The organism is Comamonas sp. 7D-2, from assembly GCF_022749555.1.
Classification (GTDB): Bacteria; Pseudomonadota; Gammaproteobacteria; order Burkholderiales; family Burkholderiaceae_C; genus Comamonas; species Comamonas thiooxydans.
Window position 1 is genome coordinate 4,232,134 of sequence record NZ_CP094238.1, and the last position, 11,952, is coordinate 4,244,085.

10 protein-coding genes and 3 pseudogenes are annotated in these 11,952 nt (G+C 56.9%); 7 read left to right on the forward strand and 6 right to left on the reverse strand.

Features of this window, described 5'->3' with window-relative positions; all coding sequences use genetic code 11:
• Nucleotides 1-341 precede the first annotated feature (341 nt).
• The 3 genes from MPZ60_RS19355 to MPZ60_RS19365 form a co-directional block, all read right to left on the reverse strand.
• Nucleotides 342-1,634: a hypothetical protein gene (locus MPZ60_RS19355; protein ID WP_242607106.1), complete on the reverse strand. Its 1,293-nt coding sequence runs from the start codon at nt 1,632-1,634 to the stop codon at nt 342-344.
• 119 nt (nt 1,635-1,753) lie between these two features.
• Entirely contained in the window at nt 1,754-2,320 is a 567-nt protein-coding gene (locus tag MPZ60_RS19360; RefSeq protein WP_242607107.1) for a hypothetical protein, read from the reverse strand.
• 56 nt (nt 2,321-2,376) lie between these two features.
• On the reverse strand, nt 2,377-2,721 hold the full coding sequence (locus tag MPZ60_RS19365; RefSeq protein ID WP_034359678.1) for a hypothetical protein: 345 nt from the start codon (nt 2,719-2,721) through the stop codon (nt 2,377-2,379).
• Between the two features lie 522 nt (nt 2,722-3,243).
• Between MPZ60_RS19365 and MPZ60_RS19370 the strand changes: the two genes are divergently transcribed.
• From MPZ60_RS19370 to MPZ60_RS19390, 5 genes and pseudogenes are all read left to right on the forward strand, one after another.
• Nucleotides 3,244-3,783, forward strand: a complete 540-nt coding sequence (locus tag MPZ60_RS19370) for a transposase (RefSeq protein ID WP_087743482.1) — start codon at nt 3,244-3,246, stop codon at nt 3,781-3,783.
• Nucleotides 3,780-4,112, forward strand: a complete 333-nt coding sequence (gene tnpB, locus MPZ60_RS19375) for an IS66 family insertion sequence element accessory protein TnpB (protein WP_157667094.1) — start codon at nt 3,780-3,782, stop codon at nt 4,110-4,112. Before MPZ60_RS19370 ends, tnpB begins: the two co-directional genes overlap by 4 nt.
• 65 nt (nt 4,113-4,177) lie before the next feature.
• Nucleotides 4,178-4,864: pseudogene (locus tag MPZ60_RS19380) on the forward strand (IS66 family transposase zinc-finger binding domain-containing protein); the annotation flags it as partial.
• A 65-nt stretch (nt 4,865-4,929) separates the two neighbouring features.
• Nucleotides 4,930-6,482, forward strand: a pseudogene (locus tag MPZ60_RS19385) (IS3 family transposase).
• A 32-nt stretch (nt 6,483-6,514) separates the two neighbouring features.
• Nucleotides 6,515-7,399: pseudogene (locus tag MPZ60_RS19390) on the forward strand (IS66 family transposase); the annotation flags it as partial.
• An 80-nt stretch (nt 7,400-7,479) separates the two neighbouring features.
• Here MPZ60_RS19390 and MPZ60_RS19395 read toward each other — a convergent pair.
• From MPZ60_RS19395 to MPZ60_RS19405, 3 genes are read right to left on the reverse strand one after another with little or no spacing between them, the layout of a single operon-like run.
• Entirely contained in the window at nt 7,480-8,490 is a 1,011-nt protein-coding gene (locus MPZ60_RS19395) for a reverse transcriptase family protein (RefSeq protein WP_242882025.1), read from the reverse strand.
• Nucleotides 8,459-8,761: a helix-turn-helix domain-containing protein gene (locus MPZ60_RS19400; RefSeq protein ID WP_034360088.1), complete on the reverse strand. Its 303-nt coding sequence runs from the start codon at nt 8,759-8,761 to the stop codon at nt 8,459-8,461. Before MPZ60_RS19400 ends, MPZ60_RS19395 begins: the two co-directional genes overlap by 32 nt.
• Before the next feature lie 48 nt (nt 8,762-8,809).
• On the reverse strand, nt 8,810-9,043 hold the full coding sequence (locus MPZ60_RS19405) for a hypothetical protein (RefSeq protein ID WP_034360089.1): 234 nt from the start codon (nt 9,041-9,043) through the stop codon (nt 8,810-8,812).
• A gap of 555 nt (nt 9,044-9,598) precedes the next feature.
• Between MPZ60_RS19405 and istA the strand changes: the two genes are divergently transcribed.
• Together istA and istB are read left to right on the forward strand one after the other, a co-directional pair.
• Complete coding sequence (gene istA, locus MPZ60_RS19410) at nt 9,599-11,125, forward strand: IS21 family transposase (RefSeq protein ID WP_034410946.1); 1,527 nt, start codon at nt 9,599-9,601, stop codon at nt 11,123-11,125.
• On the forward strand, nt 11,115-11,900 hold the full coding sequence (istB, locus tag MPZ60_RS19415) for an IS21-like element helper ATPase IstB (protein ID WP_034359664.1): 786 nt from the start codon (nt 11,115-11,117) through the stop codon (nt 11,898-11,900). Before istA ends, istB begins: the two co-directional genes overlap by 11 nt.
• The last annotated feature ends 52 nt before the right edge of the window (nt 11,901-11,952 follow it).

Genomic DNA, 11,952 nt, shown 5'->3' on the forward strand with positions numbered 1-11,952 from the left:
GCTCATGACCACCAGCTTGGTCAAGGCTAACTGACATTTAAGTCAACTGAGGTCTACGACACCGCTACTTTAAGGAGCTTCGTACTGGTACACTAACCGGTCCATTTGAGTGGTACACACGCAGTTTTTCAAAAATCATAAGTTATTGATTTCTAATAACTTTCACCATCTGACGCCGAATCTCACAGCCTCCGCCAAGATCCAGTGTAAGTTGTTGATTTATAACGATATTTTTAAAAATCAACATACCGTTATACGCTTGGTTATACGGAATTGTTTGCATAAAATATAAGCAACCATTCCTTAGCTACCGTGCAAGCAAAGCCCTGAGCCCCGACCGCTCAGGGCTTTTTTCTTGCCTGAAACTCGGTGAGCATGCCCTTGAGCACCAGCACATATTCCAACACCTGCAGCGCCGTGTCGATGGCCCAAGTCGTAACTTCAGCATGATCAAGGCTTGAAGGCTTCCACAGCCCATCGCACCAACAGCAACTGATTTCCCACTTGGTGGCCCTGATGCGCTCAAACACTGGTGGCTGCAGCTGCGCCGCTTTCCAGCGTTTTGCGATGTCCAGCTGCAGCTGAGCTGGTAACACTCCTTCGCCTTGCAGCAGCAAACGTAGCCCCAAACCAGGCCCCCAGCCTTCTTGTCGTAGCTGCACCATGGTCAAGTTGGGCCACGCGGGTGCCGCACCAAACGCACGGGGCAGCTGAATCGTCAGCATGGGTTGCCCCTGGCGCAGGTGCACGGCCAACGACAGCGGCAAAGGCTCTTTGACTCCCTGCACTTGCAGTTTGACCGACGTGGCGTTGGTTAGTTGCGCCAGCAGAGTGCGCTTCACGCACCGCCACCACGCCAGTCGAAGCTCGGGCACATCGCCCAATGCTTGAAACAACCGTTCATGCCACGCAATGCGCCTGGCTAAAGCCTTGGCACTCAGGTTCATGGCTTCAGCCATTTCTTGAATAGCCAGCATGATGTGACCATGCGCAGGAGCCTGCCCCAACACACGTTTGGCAAACATCAGCACCCAGGGCACATCACAGCGCCCGCTGTCCAAGTGCCAAAGCAAAGCGTGGATCGTTTCTGGTGCCTGATGCGGTGCACCGTGCACAACCGCTTGCGCATCTGCCGAATCCCGCCACTGCAACCAGTTGGCTGCATCCGTGATGCCCTGGCTTTGCAGGAATGTCACCAAGCTCCGCAGACGCTGCGCCGCCTTGAGTGCTGCTGCTTGTTGGGTGATTTCACCTTGCCACAACAAAATGGCCAATTCAGCATCTTCTTCAGGCCCGTATTGCTGCAGCAGTGCCACCAGCCGTGCCAAGCTGCCCAAACCTAGCTGGGGCACCGCACACCGTGCAAATGCCTGCCATGCAGCGGTGCGCTGGCTGATTGGCTCAATCACCTGTAAAGCTGCATCGGCCAGTTCAAGCACCATGGCCGATTGCGGCTCCATGCATGGCTTTGAAGCATGCACATAGCGCCCAGCTTCGGCACAGCCATTGAAGCAGCACGGCCACTGCCCACTGAATTCATGCGGAACAGGTGTTGAGGCATCCAGTGCAGGCAATGTCATCACCGCAGCCAACAAACGCCGGTAGCGGTACCACCTCAAGTGATAAGGGTGCATGGTCAAACTTTCAAAACAGGCACGCCGCAACGGCACCTGAGTGCAGCGTCAAAAGCCAAGCACCAGGCGCACAACGTGCACAAAGGGAAATCAGAAGAAAGAGAGCGAGAAACTGAAACTCAAGCCAGCGCAATGGCTGTGCCACGGCGGCTGCGCAAACCGACTTGCACCACCTTGTCCAAGGTGGCTTTTTCTGACCAGCGGGCGTTGGTGTTGCGCAGCTTTTTGCTGCCCCAATGCTCCAGCAAGGCATTCCAGGGAGTGAGTGGCACACCTTCCATCAAGGGGTCGAGCACCAGCAAGGAATGTGGCTTGCCATCGGCATACATCACACCCACTGCCAGCACCCAATGGCTGTAGCTGGGCGAAGTAAAACGCACCAGGCACACATGGTCAGATTCCAATGCAGCCACCGTGCGGGCCTCGACATTGCGGCGCAGTTGGCGGCACTGCAGTTGCTCAGAAAACGGCGCAAACTGTTCTCTGATGGCTGCGCTGCTACAGCCGCTAAAGTACAAAGCTTGGCCCATGGCGCTCACTTCCATCAGGCGTGCATCAAGGTCGCTTTCATACAGGGCATCGCGTGACACCTGGCCCAGCAGCATCAAAGCCATCAGCACGCAGTGGTGCCCGCAAGCCATGTCGTTTTCGCCCTGGCGCAGCAGCAGCTTGTTTTGATAGGCCATTGCACCTGAGCGGCCCACACTCAGCTGCGAATGCACCACAAAGTGCCGCCCCAGCATCAATACTCCTCGGGCAACAACAGCGTGGTGCTACTGCGGTCAGCTTCTGTGATGATCCACAGGCGTTCTGTCTTGGAAATCACATACACCGACATCAGCCTGTAGCCGTACTGCAAAGCGTCAGCATTACTTTGCCTGTCTTCGGCACAGATATCGCCCCAATCGCCGGACACATGGCGCAGCACAAACGGCAGTGCTGTCAGTTCATGGGTTTCCAGAAGCTCCAATGCCCCAGGTGTCGCTAATAACTGGCCCAAAGCAAACAAGGGCGTACCAGCAACCTTGTCATGAGCAGCAGGAGAAGAATCGTTCGGGCATGCGGCGGCCTGACCTGTATCAGTCATAGAAAACTCCAAAAGGGAAAAGTGGGAAAGAAGTGCCCTGTGCTGCCCAACACTTCCCCAAGGCTCACGACCTCAAATTGACAGGCACGGCTACGCCGCACAAGCGTTCAAAAACGCATGCGCGAGCAAACTACCCGATCAAATCAGGTGCACAAAACGGGTGGGGAAGGGAAGCTCAGGACATCGAGCGAGAGAAGCGGCCGATCAATGATCGAGCGGCCAATTGCGCTGTGCAACACAAGGCTCAGCCATTTTAAACAATGCCAATATTTGCATATCAAATATATTTGATATATTTAAATGGATATTAAAAGTTAAGTTGAACTAGTGGCAAATATGCTAAATAGCAGCTTCAGGCTGACTGCCGTCGTTCATTTCCGAAATGCCGATGACTGCTGATGCGTAGAGCAGTCATTCCTACAAGGCTAGGAAGTTGTAGATGTGTATCCGTCCGGCCACCCCATCTACCCCGAATGAGCAATTGCAAGCACCATCGTGTCCACGTAAACCATCGTGCACACCATGTCTCAAGAGATCCCCAACTCGCGCTCCCGTGTCCCCCGCACACGCCGGGTCTACAGCGCGCAATTCAAGGTTGAACTGATCGCCGCGTGCCAGCAGCCCGGCGCATCAATTGCCGCCACAGCACGTGAACATGGCATGAATGCCAATGTGCTGCATCGCTGGCTCAAGGAGCATCGTCTGGGCCTTCACCAGCCCACCTGCGATACCGCGCATGCTGTGGCGTCCGGCATCGCCCCGCACTGCGACGATGCAGCGGCTGAGCCAATGGCCAATGCACAGCCTGTTCGTGCCCCGGCGCATCTGCCTCATGCCAGCACCGTGCCCGCCTTCATCGCGATGACGCTGGGCTCGCCGGCGATGGGGCCTCAGCCAGCGGGTGCGCAAGCTGCCCCAAGTGCTGCATCGGCAACTCCCTCATCAGACATCCGCATCGAGTGCTGTCATCACGGCACCCTCGTGACGGTCAATTGGCCGGTGGCCGCTGCTGGCGAGTGTTCCCGCGCATTGCAGGGTTTGCTCCAGGTGCTGCGGCAATGATCCGTATCGACGCTGCCTGGCTTGCCACGGCCCCGCTGGACATGCGCGCCGGCACCGACACGGCGCTGGCCCGGGTGGTCAGCGTGTTCGGTGCTGCCCACCCTCATCACGCCTACCTGTTCGCCAACAGACGCGCCAACCGCATCAAGGTGCTGGTGCACGACGGCATCGGCATCTGGCTGGCCGCTCGCCGCCTGCACCAGGGGAAGTTCGTCTGGCCGGCGCCAGGCAATGAGCAGTGGCAGTTGGAGCCTGTCCAGCTTGACGCCCTGGTGCTGGGCCTGCCCTGGCAACGCATGGGAAACGCCGGCATTATCACCATGGTCTGAAGCCGGCGCGCAATCGGTGGATCTGCGCATGGCAGCGCAGGGCCTTCCTTGGCACACTGGCTGCCATGGTGGTGCAGCAACAATCCCTGAACAATCTCAGCGCAGAGCAACTGCGCGAGATGGTTGCCAGCCTCATGGGCCACGTGAGCGACAAGGACGCGCAAATCGCCCGCCACCAAACCGAACTCAAGCACAGCCAGGCGCTCAACGCCAAGCTCACCCACGAGAACGCGCTCTTGAAGCGCATGAAGTTCGCGGCCCAGTCCGAGCGCTTCAACGCCGAGCAGCGCAGCCTGCTTGAAGACGAGATCGAGGCCGACCTGGCAGCGGTCGCCGTCGAGATCGAGCAACTGCAGCCGCCTGCGCCAGCGCCCCAAGCCAAACAACAACCCAAGCGCCAGCCGCTGCCGGCCAACCTGCCGCGGCGCGAGATCCGCCACGAGCCTGAGTTGACTACCTGCGCCTGTGGTTGTGCGATGAAGCGCATCGGTGAAGACGTGGCCGAAAAGCTGGACTATGTGCCCGGCGTGTTCACGGTGGAGCGCCACATCCGTGGCAAGTGGGCCTGCGCCAAGTGCGAGACCATCACCCAGGTGCCGGTCGAGGCGCATGTGATCGACAAGGGCATCCCGACTGCGGGCCTGCTGGCCCAGGTGCTGGTGGCCAAGTACGCCGACCACCTGCCCCTGTACCGTCAGGAAGCCATCTTTGCTCGCGCAGGCTTGGGCCTGCCTCGCTCCCCCCGCTGTCAGAATAGTTGGAACCTCTACAGATGTTAGAGTTTGAATATCCAACCTGGGGCAGAGAGAAGGTTCCCATGAAGTATTCCCCCGAGCGGCGCGAAGCCATCTTGGCCAAGCTGGAAGCGCCGTATAACCGTACCGTCAATGATCTGGCTGGCGAGGAAGGTATCTCAGCTGCCACGATATACAACTGGCGAAAGCAAGCCCGTAGCACGGGCCGATTGCTTCCAAACGCCTCCCCCACCACGGAAGGCTGGACCTCGGCGCAGAAGTTCAATGCGGTACTGGAAACCGCTGCGTTGACCGAAGAAGAGCTGTCCGAGTACTGCCGTCGCCGTGGTCTATATCCTGAGCAGATTCGTCGCTGGCGCGCCAGTTGTGAACAGGCCAATGATCGGTCTGACCAAGCCGCCGCACGGCAATCAGAAGCGACCAAGGCCGAGCGCAAACGCATACGGGAGCTAGAGCGGGAGTTGCGTCGCAAGGACGCCGCCTTGGCTGAAACGGCAGCATTGCTGGCGCTGCGAAAAAAAGTCCAGGCGATCTGGGGGGACGAGGAAAAATGACCAATGCCACAGATCGCCGTCGGATTGTAGAGTTGGTCAACCAAGCCAGAGCGGCCGGTGCGCGCCTGCGTCATGCCTGTGGCGAGCTGGGAATCGGGCAGAACACCTACCGGCGTTGGTCGGCAGGTGGTGAAGACCAGCGGCCTCACGCGACACGGCCAAGGCCGGCTCATGCCCTGACGCACAAAGAACGCCAGGCGGTGCTGGATGTCTGCCACCGACCGCAGTTTGCCAGCTTGCCTCCGGCGCAGATTGTTGCGCGGCTGCTGGATGATGAGCAACGGTATCTTGCCTCGGAGTCGACCTTCTATCGCATCCTGCATGCGGCGGGAGAACAGCGCCGTCGTGGTCGCCAAGCCGCGCCCCAGCGCAAGGGCCCGCCACGGCGCCATCGTGCCGACCACGCCAACGCCGTGTGGAGCTGGGATGTGACTTATCTGCCGACCCGGGTTCGCGGCCAGTTCTTTTATCTGTACCTGATCGTCGACATCTACAGCCGCAAGATCGTGGGCCACGAAGTCTTTGAAGCCGAGAACATGGCCAACAGCGCGCAGGTCGTTCAACGAGCGGTACTGCGTGAGCAATGTGGTCACCGGCCGCTGGTCCTGCACGGCGATAACGGCTCGGCGATGAAGGGTTCGACCATCCATGCCAAGCTTGAAGAACTCGGCGTCACACCGTCGCACAGCCGTGCCCGCGTCTCGAACGATAACGCCTACTCTGAATCCTTGTTCCGTACCTGCAAATACCATCCCGCCTTCCCTGTGGCTGGCTTTGCCGACCTGACCGACGCCCGCAAGTGGGTGGGGCAATTCGTGTATTGGTACAACGAACAGCATCGCCATAGCGAGATCCGTTACGTCACGCCCGCTCAGCGCCACGCCGGCCAGGATCACGCCATTCTTGCCCGGCGCCATGCCCTTTATCAGATCGCTCGCGCTCAGCATCCTGCACGCTGGTCGGGCAATACTCGAAACTGGCAACCCGTAGGCAGCGTTTGGCTGAATCCAGAGAAGGAAACGACCGTTATCCATGTGCATAGTGAACTAGAAGCAGCATGACTCATGTTCCAACTACATTGACAGACGCCGGCTCCACCCTGGCGCAGTGGGTGGGCACCTGTGGCGTGCGACTGCAACCGCTGGTCGATGCGCTCAAGGCGGAGATACTCAGCCGCAGCGTGCTGCACGCCGACGAGACGCCGGTGCAAATGCTCAAGCCTGGCAAAGGCAGCACCCACCGGGCTTACCTGTGGGCTTACGCACCAGGCGCCTTCGAAGACATGAAGGCCGTGGTGTACGACTTCTGCGAGTCAAGAGCGGGCGAGCATGCGCGCCACTTCCTGGGCGATTGGAAGGGGGCACTGGTCTGCGACGACTTTGCTGGTTACAAAGCCACGATCGCCAACGGTGTGACCGAGGTGGGCTGCCTGGCGCACGCCCGGCGCAAATTCTTTGACTTGCATGCGGCGAACAAAAGCCAGCTTGCCGGGTTCGCGCTGGAGCAGTTCGCCAAGGTTTACGACATCGAGCGCGAGGTCAAGGAGCTGAACGCCGATCAACGCAAAGCCATTCGTCAGCAGCACACCAAGCCGATCCTGGATGCGTTACACCAGTGGATGACATTGCAGCGGCAAAAGCTGCCAGACAGCTCGGCGACTGCCAGGGCCCTGGATTACAGCCTGCGGCGCTGGACTGCACTGACGCGCTTCGTTGATGACGGGCAACTGCCCGTGGACAACAACTGGATCGAAAACCAGATCCGGCCGATTGCCATTGGACGCAACAACTGGCTGTTCGCCGGCAGCCTGCGCGCGGGCCAGCGTGCGGCGGCGGTGATGAGTCTGGTGCAGTCGGCACGCATGAACGGGCATGACCCCTATGCCTACCTACAGGACGTGCTCACCAGGCTGCCCACGCACAAGGCCAGCCGTATCGACGAGCTCTTGCCGCACCGCTGGCAGCCCACCGACATCTGATCGTCAGCCATGGTAGCCATCTGCGGTCAACATGGGTTTGCCGTGCGCTTACGTAGATGTTAAATTGGAAAGCAGTCTATCTATGAAATGGTGCTCGATTCATGCCCATCTTCGAGCTTTGCTCCAGTGACTCTGACTTCTTCAGTTGACGTAAAGGAAGCTCTAACCGCCTTAATTCGTAGACGCAGCGCATTAGCTTCAGTTTCGTGAAACCTTCCGAGCAGCCCTACGCGTTGAGAAGCCTTGTTAGCCAAAATTTTTAACTCCTCTAAAGGAATAGAGCTTTGAGAAGCCAGCTCTAGTTGCTTTACTTGCGCTCTGATATTCGAGCGCTTGGCTTTAGGAAGCGCAGGTTTCTGATTGACGATTAGCTTCGTCGCAATCATCGGCTTAGATGCTGAAAAAACATCGTGCTTCTTTCGGCTTGCTTTTAACCCATGGAAAGCAAGCATGCCGTATACCTGAGCGATTACCCAGCTCTGTGTTTCCTTGTCTAGGAGCGTTTTGGACGACATGCTCATGTCATCCACATACCTTGAGTAGGTGATTCCTCTGGCAGCCAGTTTAGCTTGGAGTAAGGGCTCTTTACGCCATAAAACAAGGTTGGCTAGGTATGAGCTGGTGATGCCTCCTTGAGGCAGAGCCCCATCTTTGGTAGTCAGTGCAGTAAGGATATCCGCCACCTCACTAGAAAAACCGAAAAGTCCCGCCCATACGTCACGCACGTAGACAGATTGAACTGATGGAAAAAATGACTTCACATCCTCACAGATCAATATCTGCTGCCCTTTGTGTAGGGCAGCATTGGTAACGTAGTCGCATCCTTTAAGGCTGCCATGTAGATATGCAGGAAAGCTAACCTTAGAAAAGATGCTCCTTTTGATCCGTTCGTGCACTCTCTTCAGGGGTTCATAGGCATCAAATGTTTGCCTAGTTGAGCCTGGCTCAGGTTTCACAGCCCTCCATAGGGTGTCTGCTTTTAAAGCTAGTTCTTTGAGACGCTTCTCATCAAGTCCCAAAGCCTTGGCTAAGGAGGCTAAGCTCCTTATCGGCTTTGCTTTATATATCGGCTTGCTCAGGGAGAGGCTCATTCAGCAGCTCCAAAGCGGTGATCGCCAGTTGGCCAGCTAACTCTCTGTTCAAATTTCCAAGCTCGCCTTCTTCAGCACCTAAGAAAAAGAGAATTTCTGCAGGCAAAGCCAAAGCTTTCGCTATTAAATTAATAGTTGATAGAGGTGGGTCTCGTCGGCCTCTTTCAAGCAATGAGAGATAGGACACAGATAGGCCAGCACGCTTCGCAAGTGCAGCTTGCGAGAGCCGACGCTTGGAGCGAGCAAGCTGTATGGCCTGTCCAATATTCATATCGATTCCAAAATACTAAGAATAGGCTTGGGGTGAGATGGATGGGCATTACAGCCACTCACGGATGTCAGTCGCAAGACTCACAAAGACCGCCAGCGTCTGTAGTACCTTCTGCATCCGCCCGAAGGAATCTGCAGCTTTTGGAGGCTCGTCACGAAGCTTTTCAAGCTCAGCAATAAGGTTCTCCAGTTCCGTCATCTCACCAATGTCGAGTTGGCTTCCGCGAGCATCGCGAGCTTTATTCAAGCCGTTGATGGTTTTTTCCAAGATTTGCTTGTCCATTGGACTCTCCTATACAAGGCAGCACAGGCCCTGCTTCCCCCGTTTCAAGGCAGCGCCGTATAGGAGCCAACTCGACACATACCAAGCCCATCACAGTTGTTATCTGCTGGAGTCTTCCCCCTCTAAAGCGCTGTGCTTCGTCAGGTTGGGCGTCCTGCTGGACACTTCAGGCTGATCGCCTTTCGGTGTCGGGTAACAAGCCACGCTTCTGTCCACGTAGCGAACTCCTTAAAGGGAGTTCCGATCACTGAGCTTTTGCCTACTTTCGGGTATTCGGATAAATACAAATCACGGAAAATGCGGCAGCACGATAGCGCGCTGCCGGTTCGTATTTTACATACTTTTTGATCTAAATATTGACTGACAGTACGCATTCCGATGAGCGGTTGCGGAACTATGCCCCTTGCTGAGTCACCGGAGGCTTCTTGCTCTCTAGTGTTCGAGGACTGTTGATTTCCACCCAGAAGTGACCCACTAGCCCCCGGTTTTTCCATCTCAATCTGACCCACGCATTAACCCTAGCCTGCTGCTTTCTTGTGCAGCAGGAGACCAGGAGTGATTGACGTGGCCACTTTGAGTGTCATCCGGCGCTGGGCTCTGCGTGAGCACCTGTCCATCCGAGAGATCGCCCGCAGAACTGGGCTTTCTCGCAATACCATCCGCAAGTATTTGCGCTCCGACGTTGTGCAACCTCAACTTGCACAGCGCACCATCGCCACCAAGCTCGACCCCTTCGCCAGCAAGCTGTCAGGCTGGCTGCGTACAGAAGTCAACCGCTCTCGCAAGCAGCGGCGCACGATCAAGCAGATGTTTCTGGACTTGCAGGCGTTGGGCTACACCGGCTCCTACAACCGAGTCGCTGCCTTTGCCAGAGTATGGAAGGCTCAGTGTCATGCGGTGGAGCAGACATCAGGGCGAGGCGTTTTTGTGCCCCTGGTCTTCGGCGCTGGAGAAGCCTTCCAGTTTGATTGGAGCGAGGATTGGGCTGTCATTGCGGGTGTACGCACCAAGCTGCAAGTGGCTCACTTCAAGCTCAGCCACAGCCGAGCCTTCTATCTGCGGGCCTATCCCCTGCAAACCCATGAGATGCTGTTCGATGCCCACAACCGTGCCTTTGCGGTGTTTGGAGGCGTCCCTAGGCGGGGGATCTACGACAACATGCGCACAGCCGTCGATCGTGTCGGCCGTGGCAAGCTCAGAGAGGTCAACGCCCGCTTCAGTGCTATGGCCAGCCATTTCCTGTTCGAGGCACAGTTTTGCAATCCGGCCTCGGGATGGGAGAAGGGACAGGTCGAGAAGAATGTTCGGGACGCTCGCCATCGTATCTGGCAATCTGTACCAGCGTTTCCGACACTCAGTGCCCTCAACGATTGGCTAGAGCAACGGTGTCAGCAGTTATGGCAAGAGATTGCGCATGGCCAATTGCCTGGCTCACTTGCTGATGTGTGGGAGCAAGAACGCTCAACCCTGATGCCCATGCCTCGGCCGTTTGACGGCTTTGTCGAGCATGCCAAACGAGTCTCTCCCACCTGCCTAGTTCACTTCGAGCGCAATCGCTACAGCGTGCCGGCCTCTTATGCCAACAGGCCCGTGAGCTTGCAGGTTTATGCCGACCGTCTGGTTGTCGTGGCCGAAGGTCAGTTCGTCTGTGAACACCCGCGCATCATTGAGCGCAATCACCAAGGTTCTGGGCGTACGGTCTATGACTGGCGCCATTACCTGGCCGTATTGCAGCGCAAGCCTGGCGCATTGCGCAACGGTGCGCCGTTTGCCGAGTTGCCAGACGCATTCAAACGACTGCAAGCTTTGCTCCTGAAGCAACCTGGCGGCGATCGCGAGATGGTGGAAGTTCTTGCCTTGGTGTTGCAGCACGATGAGCAAGCCGTCCTGGCCGCTGTCGAGTTGGCACTGGAGGATGGCGTACCTCGCAAGACCCACATCATCAATATCTTGCACCGCCTCATTGATGGAACACCGGAACCTGAGCCCATCCATTCACCCCAAGCCTTGGCCTTGATCGTTGAGCCACAAGCCAACGTCGTGCGCTATGACCAACTCCGACAGGTGCGCCATGCGTCATGACCCCGCCATTGCTGCGATCATCATCATGCTGCGCCAACTCAAGATGTTTGGCATGGCCCAGGCCGTGACAGAACTTGCAGAGCAAGGCTCACCAGCATTTGAAGCAGCACACCCCATACTGTCGCAACTGCTCAAGGCCGAGAGTGCTGAGCGAGAAGTGCGCTCCATTGCCTATCAACTCAAGGTCGCCAGGTTCCCGGTCTACAGAGATCTGGCAGGCTTTGACTTCGCACACAGTGAAGTCAATGAAGCCTTGGTACGCAGCCTTCATCGCTGTGAGTTCATCGAGAAGGCTAACAACGTGGTGCTTGTCGGTGGGCCTGGCACGGGCAAGACGCACATTGCTACAGCACTGGGTATTCAGGCCATTGAGCACCACCGTCAAAGGGTGCGCTTCTTCTCTACTGTTGAGTTGGTTAATGCGCTGGAGCAAGAGAAAGTGCAAGGCAAAGCCGGACAGCTCGCCCACAGGCTGGTGCATACGGATCTGGTGATACTCGATGAGCTGGGCTATCTGCCCTTCAGCTCATCTGGCGGTGCGCTACTGTTTCATCTACTCTCGACGCTTTACGAACGCACCAGCGTAGTAATCACCACCAACCTGAGCTTCAGCGAATGGGCCCGCGTGTTTGGTGATGCCAAGATGACCACGGCTCTGCTGGACCGCCTAACCCACCACTGCCATATTCTGGAAACAGGCAACGACAGCTACCGCTTCAAGCACAGCAGTGCAGTCCAACAACCGTCCATGAAGAAGGAGAGAAACAAAACCTGATCCACATCTTGAGCCTTGCGGCTCAAGTCAAAGGGTGGGTCAGTTTGAGATG

What these genes read in the sequence shown, in the direction of transcription:
- MPZ60_RS19395 (WP_242882025.1), bottom strand. Translation starts at nt 8,490, where the DNA reads ATGAGCCTCTCCCTGAGCAAGCCGATATATAAAGCAAAGCCGATAAGG.
- MPZ60_RS19400 (WP_034360088.1), bottom strand. Translation starts at nt 8,761, where the DNA reads ATGAATATTGGACAGGCCATACAGCTTGCTCGCTCCAAGCGTCGGCTC.
- MPZ60_RS19360 (WP_242607107.1), bottom strand. Translation starts at nt 2,320, where the DNA reads ATGGCCTATCAAAACAAGCTGCTGCTGCGCCAGGGCGAAAACGACATG.
- MPZ60_RS19405 (WP_034360089.1), bottom strand. Translation starts at nt 9,043, where the DNA reads ATGGACAAGCAAATCTTGGAAAAAACCATCAACGGCTTGAATAAAGCT.
- MPZ60_RS19370 (WP_087743482.1), top strand. Translation starts at nt 3,244, where the DNA reads ATGTCTCAAGAGATCCCCAACTCGCGCTCCCGTGTCCCCCGCACACGC.
- istB (WP_034359664.1), top strand. Translation starts at nt 11,115, where the DNA reads ATGCGTCATGACCCCGCCATTGCTGCGATCATCATCATGCTGCGCCAA.
- tnpB (WP_157667094.1), top strand. Translation starts at nt 3,780, where the DNA reads ATGATCCGTATCGACGCTGCCTGGCTTGCCACGGCCCCGCTGGACATG.
- MPZ60_RS19365 (WP_034359678.1), bottom strand. Translation starts at nt 2,721, where the DNA reads ATGACTGATACAGGTCAGGCCGCCGCATGCCCGAACGATTCTTCTCCT.
- MPZ60_RS19355 (WP_242607106.1), bottom strand. Translation starts at nt 1,634, where the DNA reads ATGCACCCTTATCACTTGAGGTGGTACCGCTACCGGCGTTTGTTGGCT.